This is a genomic window from Staphylococcus sp. FSL W8-1270 (assembly GCF_038007165.1).
GTDB classification, from domain to species: domain Bacteria; phylum Bacillota; class Bacilli; order Staphylococcales; family Staphylococcaceae; genus Staphylococcus; species Staphylococcus hominis.
In genome coordinates this window covers 1750714-1769893 of record NZ_JBBOWQ010000001.1, presented here as the reverse complement: position 1 = coordinate 1769893, position 19180 = coordinate 1750714, and the positions used below count along the sequence as shown (strand labels likewise).

At 31.4% G+C, this 19180-nt stretch carries 11 protein-coding genes and 1 pseudogene; 9 read left to right on the top strand and 3 right to left on the bottom strand.

Annotated features, from left to right (window positions below):
* Positions 1-64 precede the first annotated feature (64 nt).
* The 3 genes from NSU06_RS08770 (at position 65) to NSU06_RS08760 (ending at position 4004) form a co-directional block, all read left to right on the top strand.
* Positions 65-1192 carry an NADH-dependent flavin oxidoreductase gene (locus NSU06_RS08770; RefSeq protein ID WP_070549404.1) on the top strand — a complete coding sequence of 376 codons (1128 nt, stop codon included), beginning with the start codon at positions 65-67 and terminating at the stop codon, positions 1190-1192.
* 268 nt (positions 1193-1460) lie between these two features.
* Positions 1461-2651: an ornithine--oxo-acid transaminase gene (locus NSU06_RS08765; RefSeq protein WP_070859506.1), complete on the top strand. Its 1191-nt coding sequence runs from the start codon at positions 1461-1463 to the stop codon at positions 2649-2651.
* Positions 2652-2759: 108 nt separating this feature from the next.
* Entirely contained in the window at positions 2760-4004 is a 1245-nt protein-coding gene (locus NSU06_RS08760; RefSeq protein ID WP_017175846.1) for a Glu/Leu/Phe/Val family dehydrogenase, read from the top strand.
* Between the two features lie 88 nt (positions 4005-4092).
* Here the strand turns inward: NSU06_RS08760 and NSU06_RS08755 are convergent.
* The 3 genes and pseudogenes from NSU06_RS08755 to NSU06_RS08745 all read right to left on the bottom strand — a co-directional run.
* Positions 4093-4896: pseudogene (locus NSU06_RS08755) on the bottom strand (glycerophosphodiester phosphodiesterase); the annotation flags it as partial.
* Positions 4897-5577: 681 nt separating this feature from the next.
* Positions 5578-6957: an argininosuccinate lyase gene (gene argH, locus NSU06_RS08750; protein WP_002455540.1), complete on the bottom strand. Its 1380-nt coding sequence runs from the start codon at positions 6955-6957 to the stop codon at positions 5578-5580.
* The gene (locus NSU06_RS08745; protein WP_070548398.1) at positions 6950-8152 is read right to left on the bottom strand and encodes an argininosuccinate synthase; all 1203 of its coding nucleotides are present in this window, start codon (positions 8150-8152) and stop codon (positions 6950-6952) included. Before NSU06_RS08745 ends, argH begins: the two co-directional genes overlap by 8 nt.
* Before the next feature lie 324 nt (positions 8153-8476).
* Between NSU06_RS08745 and NSU06_RS08740 the strand changes: the two genes are divergently transcribed.
* The 6 genes from NSU06_RS08740 to addA all read left to right on the top strand — a co-directional run bounded on the left by NSU06_RS08740 (position 8477) and on the right by addA (position 19137).
* Positions 8477-9808 carry a glucose-6-phosphate isomerase gene (locus NSU06_RS08740; RefSeq protein ID WP_017175842.1) on the top strand — a complete coding sequence of 444 codons (1332 nt, stop codon included), beginning with the start codon at positions 8477-8479 and terminating at the stop codon, positions 9806-9808.
* A 368-nt stretch (positions 9809-10176) separates the two neighbouring features.
* Positions 10177-10752, top strand: a complete 576-nt coding sequence (locus tag NSU06_RS08735) for a TVP38/TMEM64 family protein (protein WP_025987168.1) — start codon at positions 10177-10179, stop codon at positions 10750-10752.
* A gap of 4 nt (positions 10753-10756) precedes the next feature.
* Positions 10757-11281 carry a signal peptidase I gene (gene lepB / locus NSU06_RS08730; protein WP_049382051.1) on the top strand — a complete coding sequence of 175 codons (525 nt, stop codon included), beginning with the start codon at positions 10757-10759 and terminating at the stop codon, positions 11279-11281.
* Positions 11282-11295: 14 nt separating this feature from the next.
* The gene (gene lepB, locus NSU06_RS08725) at positions 11296-11862 is read left to right on the top strand and encodes a signal peptidase I (protein WP_017175839.1); all 567 of its coding nucleotides are present in this window, start codon (positions 11296-11298) and stop codon (positions 11860-11862) included.
* A 128-nt stretch (positions 11863-11990) separates the two neighbouring features.
* The gene (gene addB / locus NSU06_RS08720) at positions 11991-15479 is read left to right on the top strand and encodes a helicase-exonuclease AddAB subunit AddB (RefSeq protein WP_093514792.1); all 3489 of its coding nucleotides are present in this window, start codon (positions 11991-11993) and stop codon (positions 15477-15479) included.
* On the top strand, positions 15472-19137 hold the full coding sequence (gene addA, locus NSU06_RS08715; protein ID WP_017175837.1) for a helicase-exonuclease AddAB subunit AddA: 3666 nt from the start codon (positions 15472-15474) through the stop codon (positions 19135-19137). Before addB ends, addA begins: the two co-directional genes overlap by 8 nt.
* Positions 19138-19180 lie beyond the last annotated feature (43 nt).

The window sequence follows — 19180 nt, the reverse complement described above, 5'->3', positions numbered from 1 at the left end:
CATAAAAATGTTCATGTTATAGTTTGAAAATAATAAAACTAAAAGATTTAGAAAGGAATTACTTATGAATAATAAATATAAAAAATTATTTGAAACTGTTACATTACCCAACGGTGTATCATTAAGAAATCGCTTTGTACTTGCACCTTTAACACATACATCATCAAATGATGATGGTACTATTTCAGATGTCGAAATTTCTTACATTGAGAAACGTGCCAAAGATGTAGGTCTTGCAATTAATGCTGCAAGTAATGTAAATGATATTGGTAAAGCCTTCCCAGGCCAACCATCTGTCGCACACGATTCAGATATCGAAGGTTTAAAACGCTTAGCGACAGCAATGAAGAAAAATGGCGCAAAAGCATTAGTACAAATTCATCATGGTGGTGCACAAGCTTTACCTGAATTGACTCCTAATGGAGATGTTGTGGCACCAAGCCCCGTTTCAATGAAAAGTTTTGGTCAACAACAGGAACATCATGCAAGAGAAATCACTACTGAAGAAATCGAACAAACAATTAAAGATTTCGGTGAAGCTACACGTCGCGCCATTGAAGCTGGATTTGACGGCGTAGAAATACATGGAGCGAACCATTACTTAATTCATCAATTCTTCTCTCCATACTATAATCGTCGTGAAGATGAATGGGGAGACCATTTAAAATTCCCACTTGCAGTGATTGATGAAGTATTAAAAGTTAAAGAAACTTATGCAAATAAAGATTTTATTGTAGGTTATAGATTATCACCAGAAGAAGCAGAATCACCTGGTATTTCAATGGAACACACAGAAAAATTAATTAAAACAATTACAAAAAAAGCGATTGATTATGTTCATATTTCAATTATGGATATTCATTCACAAACACGTGAGGGTAAATATGAAGGAGAAGAACGTCTAAAACTTATCCATCAATGGGTAGATGGACGTATGCCAGTCATTGGTATAGGTTCTGTATTTACTGCTGATGATGCTTTAGATGCAGTAGAATCGACAGGCATTGAACTCGTAGCATTAGGTCGTGGAATTCTTCTAGATTATAACTTTATCAATAAAATTGAAGAGGGTAAAGAAGAGGAAATTATCTCATACTTTGATCCAAATCGTGAAGATAAACATGCGTTACCACCAAATTTATGGGAACAATTTAATAAAGGATTTTATCCGTTACCTCGTAAAGATAAATAATTAATAAAATATGAAATAGTATGGTAGTGAGACAGAATTCATAATGAATTTTGTCCACTACCTTTTTTTATTAAGAAAAAAAGGTTTATATTAAAATTTTAGCTAATAGAAATAATTTACTTGTAAAATGATAAGAGGATATGTCATTATGTTTGTAAGGGCTTTCATAAAAGGATTTAGAGAGAATTTAATATTTTAAAATAGAGTTTCGAAAGCCAGTAAATATAGTGATTAGTTTTAATATAACAATAAGCAAAGGGGAGATATTATGACTAAATCTGAAAAAATAATTGAACTAACAAACCATTACGGTGCTCATAACTATGTGCCGCTACCAATTGTTGTTTCAGAAGCAGAGGGGATTTGGGTTACTGATCCAGAAGGTAATAAATATATAGATATGTTATCAGCATATTCAGCAGTTAACCAAGGTCATCGTCATCCAAAAATTATTCAAGCATTAAAACATCAAGCAGATAAAGTGACACTTGTCTCTCGTGCTTTTCATAGTGATAACTTAGGGGAATGGTACGAAAAAATTTGTAAATTAGCTGGTAAAGATAAAGCACTACCAATGAATACAGGTGCTGAAGCAGTTGAAACAGCCTTAAAAGCTGCACGTCGTTGGGCCTATGACGTTAAAGGTATTGAACCAAATCAAGCTGAGATTATTGCATTTAATGGGAACTTCCATGGTCGTACAATGGCCCCTGTGTCTTTATCATCTGAAGCTGAATATCAACGTGGATATGGTCCTTTATTAGATGGTTTTCGTAAAGTTGACTTTGGCAATGAAACACAATTAAAAGAAGCAATTAATAAAAACACAGCAGCTGTTTTAGTTGAACCTATTCAAGGCGAAGCAGGCATTAATATTCCTCCAGAAGGTTATTTGAAAACCATTAGAGATTTATGTAATGAACATAATATTTTGTTTATCGCCGATGAAATTCAAGCTGGATTAGGACGATCTGGAAAATTATTTGCATGTGATTGGGATAATGTTAAACCGGATGTATATATTTTGGGTAAAGCGCTTGGTGGAGGCGTCTTACCAATTTCAGTTGTATTAGCAGATAACGAGGTGCTTGATGTATTTACACCTGGTTCTCATGGTTCTACTTTTGGTGGCAATCCGCTTGCTTGTGCAGTGTCAATTGCGGCTTTAGATGTCATTATCGATGAAAATTTACCAGAACATTCAAATGAACTAGGTGAATATTTTAAATCAGAATTACAAAAGATTAACCACCCTGCAATTAAAGAAGTTCGTGGACGCGGGTTATTCATTGGTATGGAATTACACGACAGTGCAAGACCATTTTGTGAAGCGTTGAAAGAAAAAGGTTTATTGTGTAAAGAAACCCATGATACAGTAATTCGTTTTGCGCCACCTTTGGTTATTACTAAAGAAGAATTAGATGAAGCATTAAATCGAATTAGAAGTGTATTTGAGTAAATAGATATGACGTAATATGGCGTGATTTAATTTCTTTAAAAAGTATAGGCGTGTTACAATACTTATGAAAGCGAAAACATTTGTGAAAAAAAAGAGGCGAAAGTGATTATGACTGAGAATAATAATTTAGTGACTTCTACACAAAGCATCATTAAAGAAGCATTGCATAAATTGGGATTTGATGATGGTATGTATGATTTAATTAAAGAACCATTAAGATTCTTGCAAGTACGTATTCCAGTACGTATGGACGATGGTACAGTTAAAACATTTACTGGGTATCGTGCACAACATAATGACGCTGTAGGTCCTACTAAAGGTGGCGTTCGTTTCCATCCTGATGTAGATGAAGAAGAAGTCAAAGCTTTATCGATGTGGATGACTTTAAAATGTGGCATTGTCAACTTACCTTATGGTGGAGGTAAAGGTGGTATTGTATGTGATCCACGTCAAATGAGTATTCATGAAGTAGAACGTTTATCACGAGGATATGTACGTGCAATTTCTCAATTTGTAGGACCAACTAAAGATATTCCTGCTCCAGATGTGTTTACAAATTCTCAAATTATGGCTTGGATGATGGATGAATATAGTGCTTTAGATAAGTTTAATTCTCCAGGTTTTATTACTGGTAAGCCAATTGTCTTAGGTGGCTCACAAGGACGTGATCGTTCTACTGCTCTTGGCGTAGTGATTGCTATTGAACAAGCTGCTAAGCGTAGAGGAAAAGAAATTAAAGGGTCACGTATTGTGATTCAAGGCTTTGGGAACGCTGGAAGTTTCTTAGCTAAATTTTTAAATGATATGGGTGCTAAAGTAGTTGGTATTTCAGACGCATATGGTGCATTACATGATCCTAATGGCTTAGATATCGATTACTTACTAGATCGTCGTGATAGCTTTGGTACTGTAACTAACTTATTTGAAGATACAATTTCAAATAAAGAATTATTCGAACTTGATTGTGATATTTTAGTACCGGCTGCAATTTCAAATCAAATCACAGAAGATAATGCACACGATATTAAAGCTGACATTGTTGTAGAAGCGGCAAATGGACCAACCACTCCAGAAGCTACACGTATTTTAACTGAACGTGGCGTTTTACTCGTACCCGATGTATTAGCAAGTGCAGGTGGCGTGACAGTATCTTATTTTGAATGGGTACAAAACAACCAAGGTTATTACTGGTCAGAAGATGAAGTCAATGAAAAATTACGGGAAAAATTAATCGAGGCTTTTGATACTATTTATGAATTAGCTCAGAATAGAAAAATTGATATGAGATTGGCAGCTTATATTGTAGGAATTAAACGTACCGCTGAAGCAGCACGCTATCGTGGATGGGCGTAAATATAACTATTAAAAATGAACCTCCCAATAATGAGAAATATATACTCGTTATTGGGAGGTTTTTTATAGAGTGATTTAATTAATAAAATTACTCGTTTGGGATAGTAGCTTTATATTTATCAGCAAAATTTGTAAATAGACCGTCAACACCATATTGATTTAAACGTTGCATATCTGTAGTTTTATCTACTGTATAAGGATGAATTAGGAAACCTAAATCTTTTAAATGCTTAGTGTTTTCAGCGTTTAAACTAGTATAATCTGGGCCGACACCTATGGCATATGAGAGAATATGTTGTAAATCTGCTTCACTTTGTTGTTGCAATTCATTTTTATCAAGTAATCGAATCAATGGTACTCGTGAATCTAATTGATGCATTTTTTGTAAACTTTCTTCTGAGAAAGACTGAATTAATATATGTCCATGATTTAAAGAGTTACCAGTTAACATGTGATGTTTTTTTAATGTTTCAAGTAGTTGTTCTTCCATACCTGGATATACATTAGGATTTTTAGTTTCAATATAATAATTAGCCTTTGTACCGTATCGAGATAAAATTTCATCTAGAGTAGGGACTTTAGCATTTTTATATTCTGGTTTCGCATATTCAGGGTGAGCATTGTTAAACCATGACCCAGCATCTAGTTGTTTAAGTTGTGCGAGTGTATAGTCTTCGACACGACCTGTACCGTTTGTTGTACGATCAACGGTTTCGTCATGCATTGCTACAAGTTGTCCATCTTTCGTACGTTGTAAGTCTAATTCAATATACGACGCCCCTAACTCATTATGACTTTTATCATATGCATGAAACGTATGTTCCGGCGCATAGCCACTTGCACCTCTATGAGCGATAGTCGTAAAACGTTCGCCAGTTAAGTTGGTCATCCAATTCGAATGATCTTGATTACGATGTTTACTAATCGCTACTGACGTATATTTATTTTGTGATTGATTAAACTGTTGATGTTCTGCAGCGGAATTAGAAGTAGTGCTATAGTTGTTATGATTATTATTTGCTTCTACTGGATTATGTAATGTTACTAAACCGATAGTGGCTATTGCTAAACTAGATATCATTGCTTTTTTAGAAACCTTCAAAAAATTCATCCTCTCAGTTCAATTTAAAAATACATTAAAACTTTAGCAAAGAGAAGAAATTTTTAGAATAATTTTTTCAAAATTTTAGCAAAACTATTAATTTATTAACAATAAATATAGAGAAAGTTAAAATAATTAAATTAAATTTAACTAAAAAATGAGTCTTGTCAATTTACTTTATATTTATATGTAATTTTACATTGAAATACTTAAAAAAATAAGGCACTTTCGTATAATTTAATAAACATCACTAAACTAAATTAACGAAGTGCCTTATGTATAAAGATTCTAACATGACTTAACTTACTCTACGAAAGGAAACTTCAGTACTTATTCTTACAAGTGATGTGATCTTCACAAAATCAAAAACTTTCTTATAAAACGATTAAGCGATTTAGAGTTAATCCTCAAGTAGATGCTTTATTAGAATCTTTATTTATTCGATTCATAGTCATTTAATAATAGTATTCATTATTGTTTTAAAATATTTTCTGCAACGTTCAATTGATGACGCACAGCATCTTGGCCTGTAGAACCATAACTTTTTCTTCTATTTAAACAATTTTCTGGTTTTAAGTAATCATATACATCTTCTTCGATTTTATCATTTAATTCTTGATAACGTTCAAATGGTACATCTAATAAATAGATGCCTTGTTGAATACATTCAAAGACAATTTTTCCTACAATTTCATGTGCTGTTCTAAACGGTACATTTTTATCTACTAAATAATCTGCAAGTTCTGTTGCGTTAGAGAAATCTTGATGCACTGTTTCATTTAAACGATTTGTATTAACCGTTAACGTATTAAGCATGCCCTCAAAAATACGTAAAGAACCTTTCATCGTACGAACAGAATCAAATAAACCTTCTTTATCCTCTTGTAAGTCTTTATTATATGCAAGAGGCAAGCCTTTCAATGTGACAAGCATACTCATTAAATGTCCTGTCGTACGTCCAACTTTACCACGAATGAGTTCAGCCATATCTGGATTTTTCTTTTGAGGCATAATAGATGAACCAGTAGAAAATGCATCAGATAGTGTAATAAATTTCGCTTCATCCGTAGACCAAAAAATAATTTCTTCTGCAAAACGTGATAGGTGAGTCATTGTTAATGATATATTATGCAATGTTTCAATAATGTAATCACGATCACTCACTGCATCAAGACTATTTTCATAAATATATTCAAAACCAAGTAATTCTTGAGTTTCATGTCTATCGATAGGATGTGTAGTGCCACTCAATGCTGCAGCGCCAAGAGGAGATATATCAATACGTTTTAAACTATCTGCAAAACGTGTATAGTCTCTTTCCAACATCCAAAAATATGTCATGATGTGATGAGCGAAAGAAATAGGTTGAGCACGTTGTAAGTGCGTATAACCTGGCATAATCGTTTCTACGTGAGATTTTGCTAGAGTTAAAATAGACTCTTGGAATGAACGAATAAGTGCTTGAATCTCAATGACCTGTTTTTTTACATAGAGATGTAAGTCTGTTGCTACTTGATCATTTCTGCTACGACCTGTGTGTAACTTGCCACCTGGATCTCCAATGCGTTGTATCAGTTCATGTTCAATATTTAAATGTATATCTTCTAAAGCATGTTTAAATTCAATATTATGGTTATGAAAATCTGCCTGTATATCTTTCAAACCTTTTACGATAGCATTTTTTTCTTCTTCAGAAATAATGTTTTGGTGTGCAAGCATTGTTGCATGTGCAATACTACCTTGAATATCCTCATCTAAAAGCGTTTGGTCAAAGTCAATAGAAGCATTAAACGCATCTACCCATTCTTCAGGTTGTTGTTGAAAACGACCTCCCCATGCTTTATTACTCATTACTATAACCTCCATGTAAATAAGCATTTACTTGTGTTGGCAGTCCATAAATATCAATAAAGCCGACTGCAGCTGATTGATCAAAAGCATCTTCTTTAGTATAAGTTGCTAACTTTTCATCATAAAGTGTATAAGGCGATTTTCTACCATTAACAATAGCATTACCTTTAAATAATTTAACTCTAACATCTCCTTCAACATAGTGTTGAGTGCTATCGATGAATTGCTTTAGACTGTCTGTTAAAGGTGAGAACCATAAACCATTATATGTTTGTTCAGCAAATTGTTTTTCAATGACTGGTTTAAAATGCGCCACATCTTTAGTTAATGTTAATGTTTCTAAAGCTTTATGAGCTTTTAATATCACTTCAGCACCTGGTGTTTCATATACTTCACGTGATTTTATACCAACTAAACGATTCTCTACGTGATCGATACGTCCGATACCATGTTTACCAGCTACATCATTTAATGTTAGAATTAGCTGATCTAAATCATAGTCTTTATGGTTAAGTTGAACAGGAACACCATTTTTAAATGATAAGATAATTTCATCTGGTGTATTTGGTGTATCCTCTAATTCAGCAGTTAAATCATATGCATCTTTCGGTGGAGCAGCATAGGGATCTTCTAAAATACCACATTCATTTGCACGACCCCATAAATTTTGATCGATTGAATAAGGTGAATCATGATTAATACTTACAGGAATACCATGTTTGATTGCATAGTCGATTTCTTCTTCACGACTCCAGCCCCACTCTCTAACAGGAGCAAATGTTTTCAAATTAGGGTTAAGTGCTTTAATTGCTACTTCAAAACGTACTTGATCATTACCTTTACCAGTACAACCATGTGCAATACCGATTGACTTTGTTTGTTCAGCAATTTCTACTAATTTCTTCGCTATTAAGGGTCTTGAAAGCGCAGATACTAAAGGATAACTATTTTCATACATTAAATTTCCTTTTATTGCATAACTTACATAATCTTCACTAAATTCCTTAGTTGCATCAATAACATGACATTCGACGGCGCCCATGTCTAATGCTTTAGAATAAACAACATCTAAATCTTTACCTTCGCCAACATCTAAACATACTGCCACTACGTCATACCCTTTATCTATAAGCCATTTAACAGCTACACTAGTATCTAATCCACCTGAATAAGCTAAAACAATTTTATCTTTCATATTGTCACCTCAAAATTTTCTGAAAATTAATATAATTCTATACTAACAGATTGTTTTTGAAAATAAAACCATTTTTTTACATATTTATACAAAATAAAGATAATTTGAATATCATTAATCATCTATTGTTATTTCTATATTTATTGAATATTACTACAACTAAGGAGTTTATTGCTGTTTCGATTGTGTATTCATTACAAGGTAAGGTAATTCAATGATTCTAAAAAAAACAGACTATTTTTTGAATAATTGAACTTGTTCATTGAATAGATAACTTAAAGTTAGTAAAATGAAACTAATTCATAAACATTGGAGGATTTATAAATGACTCATATTCAATTAGATTATGGAAAAACGTTAGAATTTTTTGGTCAACATGAACTTGATCAACAAAAAGATATTGTAAAAACAATTCATAAAACGATTCATGAAGGTACAGGTGCTGGAAGCGACTTTTTAGGTTGGGTAAATTTACCTGAAGATTATGATAAAGAAGAGTTTTCTAGAATTCAAAAAGCAGCAAAACATATTCAATCGAATTCAGATGTATTGGTAGTTATCGGAATTGGCGGTTCATATTTAGGTGCACGTGCTGCAATTGAAATGCTTACTTCATCTTTCCGTAACAGTACAGAATATCCTGAGATTGTATTTGTAGGAAATCACTTATCTTCAAGTTATACACAAGAATTAGTGAATTACTTGTCTGATAAAGACTTTTCAGTAAATGTTATTTCTAAATCAGGAACAACGACTGAGCCTGCTGTAGCATTTAGATTGTTTAAACAATTAGTTGAAGAAAAATATGGTAAAGACGAAGCAAAAAAACGTATTTTTGCTACAACTGATAAAGCAAAAGGTGCATTGAAACAATTAGCAGATAATGAAAGTTATGAAACATTTGTTGTACCTGATGATGTAGGTGGTCGTTATTCAGTATTAACTGCAGTAGGATTATTACCAATTGCAACTGCAGGTATTGATATTGAAGCAATTATGAATGGGGCAAATAAAGCTCGTAAAGAACTATCATCTGAAAATTTAGAAGAGAATATTGCATATCAATATGCAACAATTCGAAATGTTCTTTATAGTAAAGGTTATACAACTGAAATGTTAATTAACTACGAACCATCTATGCAGTACTTTAATGAATGGTGGAAACAGTTATACGGTGAATCTGAAGGTAAAGACTTTAAAGGTATTTATCCTTCAAGCGCAAACTATACTACTGATTTACATTCATTAGGTCAGTACGTTCAAGAAGGACGCCGTTTCTTATTTGAAACTGTTGTAAAAGTAAATCAACCTAAACATGATATTACAATTGAAAAAGATGATGACGATTTAGATGGCTTAAATTATTTAGCTGGAAAAACAATCGATGAAGTTAATACAAAAGCATTTGAAGGTACGTTATTAGCTCATACTGATGGTGGCGTTCCTAATATCGTTGTGAATATCCCACGTTTAGATGAAGAAACATTCGGTTATGTTGTTTACTTCTTTGAATTAGCTTGTGCGATGAGTGGCTATCAATTAGGTGTTAATCCATTTAACCAACCTGGTGTAGAAGCTTATAAACAAAATATGTTTGCTTTACTTGGTAAACCAGGTTATGAAGATAAGAAAAAAGAATTAGAAGAACGTTTATAATATCAACATAAATTTAAATAAAATGATAGTTTAAAGCCTAGGACATGATGAGCTGTCTTAGGCGTTTTTTATATATTGGCAGTCAATGACTCAATTGAATATATACTTATATCAATCTTTTTCAACATACTAGACTTTCATAAAAAGAAGTTTTTGTTTAACGTAATATGGGGTCAAGAGAAGGAAACTGAATTCGTTTTGAATTCAGTCTCACTCTCTTTTAAATGATTAATATGACTAATGTTAAATCTGTTATCTAGTACTTGTGACTGATTTCTTATTGAATTAATAGTTTTTTTAAGAAAAGAGTGTAAAATAATTTTATACTCAATAGAGAATGATGAAATTTCAAGAAAGGATTTGATGATATAGTGTTTCATCAAATTGAACATTGGTTTAATGTGTTACAACAATTAGGATACTTTGCAGGTTTTATTATTCTCTATTTAAGAGCTATGATTCCTGTTTTTCCTTTAACTCTATATGTCATCTTAAATGTTCATGCTTATGGTTTTATTACAGGAACCATTATTAGTTGGTTAGGGATCGTCGCTGGGACATTTACTGTATTTTATTTTTTTAGGAAATTCGTTGATGCATCTTTTATGCAAAGAGTTAAAGCAAAAAAAGGTGTGAAAAAACTTACACATTTTATAGATAAACAAGGACTTGTTCCTATTTTTATATTAATGTGTTTTCCATTTACACCTAATACAGTAGTAAACTTTGTAGCTAGTTTTTCTCATATTAAAATGAAGAATTATTTTATTATTTTATTATTTTCAAAGTTTATTTCCATCTCATTTTTAGCAGTGATGGGTAGAGAAGTGACTACATTTTTAACCCATCCTATAAGAGCAATTATTTTAATTATTGTTACTATAGTCATATGGTTTATTGGAAAAAGAGTTGAAAAACATTTTATGGGAACACATGAGGAGTGACATTTTGCGTCGAATTATAAGTACGAGTATCTCCATTATTTTAGCAATTATTTTTGTGATATTTATCCAAAATTTTTTACTAAGAAGTGCAATTGTTCATACTAATGAGATGGCCCCCACTCTAAATAAAAATGATTATATAATGATTAATAAATTGAAAGTGACATTTAATTTATTAAATGAAGGCGATATTATTATGTATCGTCATCATGATCAAATTCATTTTAGCCGTATTATTGGGAAAGCAGGCGAATCGGTAGAAATAAGGCATGGTAAATTATATAAAGATGATAGACAAGTGAATAAATATTATGCTAAAAATAGAGATATTAATGATTTCGCATTACGAGATTTAGAAAATACTGATGGGGATATTATTCCACCTGACTCATTTTTAGTGTTGAATGATAATAGTAATACATTAACTGATTCGAGAAAATATGGATTAATTAAAAAAAGTGATGTTATAGGAAATGTATATCTAAGGTATTATCCTTTTAGATCATTCAACTATGAGTTTAATAAATAGATGAGGTGTTATATTTGAAAAAAGAAATAACAGAATGGATTGTTGCGATAGCTGTAGGCTTATTGCTTGTATGGCTTGTAGTCACTTTTGTTGCCAAATCCTATACAATAAAAGGCGACTCTATGGATCCAACATTAAAAGATGGACAACATGTAATGGTTAACATTTTAGGTTATAAGGTAGGAAACATAAAAAAAGGAAATGTTATTGTTTTCCATGCTAATAAATCTGATGACTATGTTAAAAGAGTGATAGGCGTACCAGGAGATAGTGTGACATATAAAAAAGATCAGCTATATGTTAATGGAAAAAAAGTAAATGAGCCTTACTTAGACTATAATGAAAAACATAAACAAGGAGAGTACATTACAGGATCTTTTGAAACTAAGGATCTTCTTAATGCTCATCCTAAGTCTAACGTTATTCCTAAAAATAAATACTTAGTGCTAGGAGATAATCGTGAAGTTAGTAAAGATAGTAGAGCGTTTGGATTAATAGATAAACAACAAATCGTCGGTAAAGTATCATTTAGATTTTGGCCACTAAATGATTTTAAATTTAATTTTAATCCAGATAAGTAGGATATCAATTTAAAAATGAAAGTAGAATGTCAATTCAGGTGAATTCACATTCTACTTTTATTTTATCTACTTTACTTTTTAAGAACGTATGTTCCGTGGTAAAATGAGTTTAAAGGAGTGTGTAGATAATGGAATTAAATACATATCTTGGAAGAGCTGGTACCGGTAAATCGTATCATATGATTAAAAATATTAAACAACAAATGAAAGAAAATCCTCTTGGAGATCCTATCATTTTGATTGCACCTACCCAAAGTACGTTTCAATTGGAGCAATCTTTCGTAAATGATCGAGAGTTAAACGGGAGTTTAAGAACGGAAGTTTTACATTTTGAACGTTTGAGCTATAGAATCTTTCAAGAACTCGGAGGATTAACTGAAACACGTTTAACTAAAGCAGCTATTGAAATGATGATATTCAATATCGTTCAACAACACAAATCAGAAATGAAATTATATCAATCTCAAGCAGATTATTATGGTTTTAGTGAAAAATTAAGTGAACAAATCCAAGATTTTAAGAAATATTCTGTAACACCTCATCAACTTGATTCATTTTTAGAAGATAATGAATTACAAACAAGAACCCGACATAAACTAGAAGATATTTCGCTTATTTATCATTATTTTGAAGAACGATTAAATGGAGAATTTATTACCGCTGAAGACAGTCTTAATTATTTTATTGAAATAATGCACAAATCTGAGTGGATTAAGCATGCTGATATTTATATAGATGGATTTTATAACTTTTCAACACTTGAATATCAAATTATTAAAGCATTAGTACAAAATGCTAAACAAGTTACTATATTATTAACTACAGATGGTAATGAAGATCACTTTAGTATGTTTAGAAAACCTTCTGACGTACTTATTCACTTAAAAGAAATTGCAAATGAATTACATATACCTTTAAATGAACATTATTTTACAACACCATATCGTTTCAAAAATAAAGATTTATTACAATTAGAACAACAATTTGACGCACTTCAAGTTAATCCAACTCAATCACATGGTTATATTGATTTACTTGAGTCATCGAATATGAGAGAAGAAGTTAATGAAATAGCACGACGTATTATTAAAGATACACGTGATAAACACTTTAGATATCAAGATATTGCAATTTTATATAGAGATGAAACATATGCTTATCTATTTGAATCTATTTTGCCACAATACGATATTCCTTATAATATTGATACTAAAAAATCGATGACACATCATCCTATAATGGAAATGATACGTTCTTTATTAGAAGTTATCCAAAGTAATATGGGGCTTAGTCCAATGATGAGACTATTTAAAACCAATATTTTATCTCATCAATTTAAAAATAGTAGTTACTTAATTGATCTATTAGAAAACTTTGTCATTGAACGAGGTATTTACGGTAAAAAATGGTTAGATGATAAATTGTTTAATATCGATAATTTTACAAAAATGGGACGTAAAGAGCATCAATTAACTGAAGAAGAAAAAGAAGCATTTGAAGACGTCGTACGCTTAAAGGATGATGTTGTAAATAAAATACTTCGTTTTGAACAAGCCATGCTTCACTCTAAAAATGTTAGAGATTATGCAACTGCATTTTATGAAACAATGGAAGCTTTTGATTTACCTAAATATTTAATGGCTCACCGTGATGAACTAGATTTAAAAGGGGACCATGAGAAAGCAGAAGAAATTGACCAATTATGGAATGGATTAATACAAATACTAGATGATTTAGTCACAGTATTTGAAGAAGAAGAAATGAGTTTAAATCGATTCTTAGAAGTATTTGACATTGGACTTGAACAACTCGAATTTGTAATGATTCCTCAAACATTGGATCAAGTGAGCATAGGGACTATGGATTTAGCAAAAGTTGATAATAAAAAACACGTTTATATGGTTGGGATGAATGATGGAGTGATGCCACAGCCCATGTCATCTTCAAGCTTAATCACTGATGAAGAAAAACGTTTGTTAGAGGAACAGGGAAGTGTTGAATTAAGTCCAACCTCTGATATCTTACAAATGGATGAAGCATTTGTATGCTATATTGCTATGACACGTGCATGTGAACAAATGACTTTTTCATATAGTCTTATGGGGATGCAAGGAGATGAAAAAGAGAAAAGTCCATTTTTAAATCAGATTCAAGCATTGTTCAGTAATTTGGATATCCAAAATATTCATTATCTGCATCATGCTTATCCTCTTACATTAATGGAACATCCACATCAAACTAAAATTCATTTATTTGAAGCATTGAAATCGTGGTTGGAAGAAGAAGCGGTAGCAGATACGTGGCTTGATGCTTATAAAGTTATAAGTGAAAATGAAGAATTAAATGACAGTATAAACTATTTATCAACAGCATTAACATATGATAATGAAACCATTCAACTCACACCACAATTGTCAGAAGCATTATATGGAACGTCTATTAATGCTAGTGTTTCACGATTTGAAGGTTATAATGATTGCCCGTTCCAACATTATGCTACTTACGGTCTTCGTTTAAATGAACGTACCAAATATCAACTTGAAAGTTTTGATTTAGGTAATATTTTTCATAATGCTTTAAAATATATTTCGGATAAAGTAAACGGAGAATTTAGTCAACTGGATAATCAGAAAATCCATGCACTTACAGAAGAAGCTCTACAACATGTTTTACCACAAGTGCAATTTAATTTAATGGATTCCAATGCATATTATCGTTATGTATCTAAACGTATAGGTGTCATTGTTGAAAGTACTTTAAAGGCACTTCGTTATCAAAATGAGAATACAAAATTTAGACCAAAACGTTTTGAAACTGCTTTTAGAAAGAAACCAAGAACTGAAGAAGAGTTGATTGCACATCCCTTAATGACGACACAAGGGATTCCGATTCATATTCGTGGACAAATTGATCGTATCGATACTTATACAAAAAATAATACAAGTTTTGTAAATATTATTGATTATAAATCATCTAATCATAGCGCCAATTTAAATTTGAAAAAAGTTTATTATGGTAAACAGATGCAAATGATGACGTATATGGATATCGTATTACAAAATTCAGAGCGACTTGGTTTAAGTTCAGAGGTTAAACCAGGTGGATTGTTATATTTCCACATTCATGATGAACGTTTGAAATTTGAAAAATGGGGCGATTTAACTGAAGAGGCATTAAATAAGAAAAATATTAATCAAGCTATTCTAAAAGAATATAAATTAAAAGGATTAATCAATAGTGATGCTGAAGTTATCGATGCTATGGATATAAGACTTAACGAGATATCTAAATCAGATATTGTACCCGTGACATTAAAAAAAGATGGAGGTATTAGTGCACGGGGAAGCCAAGTTGCTGATGAAACAACGATTCATAAATTTATTCAACACAATAAAAATAATTTTATTGAGACTGCTTCAAATATTATGGATGGTCATACAGAAGTAGCTCCACTTAAATTTGAAGACAAATTACCATGTGAATTTTGTAGTTTCCAGTCAGTATGTCACGTAGATAGCCTTATTGATAGTAAACATTATCGCCATGTAGATGAATCGATTAATCCAATTCAAGCAATTCAAGAGGTCGAATTAGAAAGCGGTGAGGACAATGAATAATATTCCGATAAAACCTAAAGACGCACAATGGACGGATGCACAATGGAACAGTATATATGCAAAAGGACAAGATATACTAGTTGCAGCAGCTGCTGGCTCAGGAAAAACAGCTGTTCTAGTTGAACGTATTATTCAAAAAATCTTAAGAGATGAAGTAGATGTTGATAAATTACTTGTAGTAACATTTACGAACTTAAGTGCTAGAGAGATGAAACATCGTGTAGAACAACGTATTCAACAAGCTTCATTAGAGGATCCTAAGAATGAACACTTAAAAAGTCAACGTATAAAAATACATCAAGCTCAAATTTCTACACTGCATAGTTTTTGTTTAAAGGTGATTCAACAACATTATGATGTTATCCAACTAGACCCTAATTTTAGAACGATTAGTGAAGTAGAAAACGTACTTTTATTGGAGCAATCAATTGATGAAGTACTAGAACATCATTATGAAAATCCTGATATTGAATTTTTGACTTTAGTCGAACAACTATCAAATGATAGAAATGACGATGGATTTAGAGAAATGTTAAAGCGATTTTATTATTTTAGTATAGCTAATCCTTCACCATTTAAATGGTTAGATTCATTAGTTGATCCTTACGAGAATGATGAGAAGCAACAAGACTACCTTAAAGAATTAAAAATACTTGCAGAAATATATATGAAAGCAGCATTTGACTCACTTCTTGAAGCAGAAAATCTTTTATCCTATTGTAATGCTGTTGAAAAACATTTAGAAGTTGTCCAAAGAGAGAAAATGATATGTCAAAGCATATTAGAAGATGGTGTTTTGAATAGAGATGCACTTCTTAATCATACACCTGAAAAATTTCCACAAATGTCATCAAAAATAAAAAAAGAAAATGAAGATTTAGAGACACTTGAAGATATTAAATCTTTCTATAAAGAATATAATGAAACCATTCAAGATGTAAAAAATAAATATTTAATGCGGTCAGTAGATGAACTTAAAGACGATATGAAACAGTTAGCGCCTCGGATAAAATATTTAGTTCAAATCATTAAAGATATCATTAATGATTTTGCTAAGAAAAAACGTAGTAGAAATGTACTAGACTTTGCAGATTATGAACATTTTGCCTTACAAATATTAACAGATGAAAACGGGATGCCTTCTACTATCGCTAAAGATTATCGTCATCAATTTGAAGAAATACTTATTGATGAATATCAAGATACCAATCAGGTACAAGAGGCAATTATATCTACTATCAAACGTGGTGATGAATTAGATGGCAACTTATTTATGGTGGGAGACGTAAAGCAATCTATTTATAAGTTTAGACAAGCGGATCCTACATTGTTTATGAGTAAATATCATCGATTCACTAAAGAAGGGCAACAAACGGGACTTCGAATTGACTTATCTAATAACTTCCGCTCAAGAAAGGAAGTACTTTCAACGACTAATTATCTTTTTGATCATATGATGGATGAAGCGGTTGGAGAAATTAATTATGATGTCGATGCGCGTTTATATTTCGGCGCTCATTATTATCCAGAAAAACCAATGCCACTCGAATTACATGCGCTGATTAAATCTGAAAATGAGGACACAGACTTAGATAGACAGGAACAAGAAGCATATTATGTAGTTGAACAAGTAAAGCATATCCTTGATAATAAACTCGTTTACGATGCGAAAAACAATGCCTATCGTAAAGCAACTTATAAAGATATTGTTATTTTAGAACGTGGAATGAGTAATGCTAGACGTTTGCAAAAAGTATTTAAAGATAATAATATTCCGTTCCATGTTAATAGTAAGGAAGGTTATTTTGAACAAACGGAAGTACGACTAGTACTATCGTTTCTTAGAACGATTGATAACCCATTGCAAGATATTTATCTAGTTGGGTTAATGCGCTCTGTTATTTATCAATTTACTGAAGATGAACTTGCTGAAATTCGAGTAGTCAGTTCAAATGATGATTACTTTTATCAATCAATTTTACACTATATAAAATATGATCAAGCTAACACACAATTAGTTGATAAATTACGTCGTTTTATTGAAGATATACATTTATATCAAGATTATGGGCAAACACATCCTGTGTATCAGTTAATTGATAAGTTCTATAATGATCATTATGTCATTCAATATTTTAGCGGACTGATTGGTGGTAAAGGCAGACGTGCTAATCTTTTTGGATTGTTTAATAAAGCAATAGAATTTGAAAACTCTACGTTTAGAGGACTTTATCAATTTATAAGATTTATCGATGAATTGATAGAGCGTAAAAAAGATTTTGGTGAAGAAAATGTGATAGGACCTAATGATAATGTAGTTCGAATGATGACAATTCATAGTAGTAAAGGTTTAGAGTTTCCATATGTTATTTATTCTGGTCTTTCTAAGAATTTTAATAAAGAAGATATTCGGAAACCTTTAGTATTAAATCAAAAATATGGTTTAGGAATGGAGTACTATGATTTAACAGATAATATTTCTTATCCATCACTTTCATCTGTAGTTGTTAAATCGTTAACAGAAAAAGAATTGATTTCTGAAGAGATGCGTTTAATGTATGTGGCATTAACTCGTGCAAAAGAACAGCTCATTCTAATTGGAACGGTAGATAAAGAAGAAAAGTTAAGAAAGTATGAACGTTTGCCTATTTCAAATCAACTCATTGCACTTCATAAAAGATTATCAGTAGAACGACCTTTTAATCTGGTATATAGTATTTTAGCGAAACACTTATCTCAATCTATCACATCCGATTATCAATTTGAGACATCTATCAATCAATTAGATGACAGTTTGAAACCATATGTAGATTTGAAAATCATTCATTTTGATGAATTATCTTTAATAAGTGATTCAAATGAGACATTACATCGAACTATCAATGATATTGAAGAAGAGGCTCCGAATAATAAAGAAAACGAACAACAAATGATTCATCAATTAACGTTTAAGTATCCATTTATAAAAAATACTCAAAAGCCATCAAAACAATCTGTATCTGAATTAAAACGTCAATTAGAAACTAAAGAAGATGGAACAAGTTACGATAGAGTAAGACAATATCGCATTGGTGCTTATACTTATGAACGTCCTAAATTCTTAAGACAAGAAAGAAAACGTAAAGCTAATGAAATTGGTACATTGATGCATACCGTTATGCAGCATCTTCCATTTAGAGAACAACGATTAACTGAAATAGAGTTAGATGACTATATTCATATGTTAATTGATCAACACATTATTGAAGAAGACGCTAAAAAAGATATCCAATTTGAAAGAATTATGGAATTTATTCGTAGTGACTTATATATGAAAATTGCACAAGCTGATGAAGTATACAGAGAGCTACCATTTGTAGTTAATCAAGCACGTGTAGATGAAATACCAGATTTAGATGAAGATGTCTCCATTATCCAAGGTATGATTGATTTGATTTTTATTAAAGATAATCAATATTATTTTGTAGATTACAAAACAGATGCTTTTAATCGAAGAAGAGGGCTGACGGATCAAGAGATTGGAATACAATTACGTGATAAGTATAAAATTCAAATGAAATATTACAAAAACACCTTAGAAACAATACTAAATAAAAGAGTGAACGGCTATTTATATTTCTTCCAATTCGGTGAGATGAGCATTGAAGATGCTTTATAATATCAATCTTATTTTATTTTAGAAAAGATGCGTCAAATTTCTA

Coding starts and splice junctions, on each gene's coding strand:
- addA (WP_017175837.1), top strand. CDS start 15,472: ATGAATAATATTCCGATAAAACCTAAAGACGCACAATGGACGGATGCA.
- NSU06_RS08745 (WP_070548398.1), bottom strand. CDS start 8,152: ATGAAAGATAAAATTGTTTTAGCTTATTCAGGTGGATTAGATACTAGT.
- argH (WP_002455540.1), bottom strand. CDS start 6,957: ATGAGTAATAAAGCATGGGGAGGTCGTTTTCAACAACAACCTGAAGAA.
- NSU06_RS08770 (WP_070549404.1), top strand. CDS start 65: ATGAATAATAAATATAAAAAATTATTTGAAACTGTTACATTACCCAAC.
- addB (WP_093514792.1), top strand. CDS start 11,991: ATGGAATTAAATACATATCTTGGAAGAGCTGGTACCGGTAAATCGTAT.
- NSU06_RS08765 (WP_070859506.1), top strand. CDS start 1,461: ATGACTAAATCTGAAAAAATAATTGAACTAACAAACCATTACGGTGCT.
- NSU06_RS08740 (WP_017175842.1), top strand. CDS start 8,477: ATGACTCATATTCAATTAGATTATGGAAAAACGTTAGAATTTTTTGGT.
- NSU06_RS08760 (WP_017175846.1), top strand. CDS start 2,760: ATGACTGAGAATAATAATTTAGTGACTTCTACACAAAGCATCATTAAA.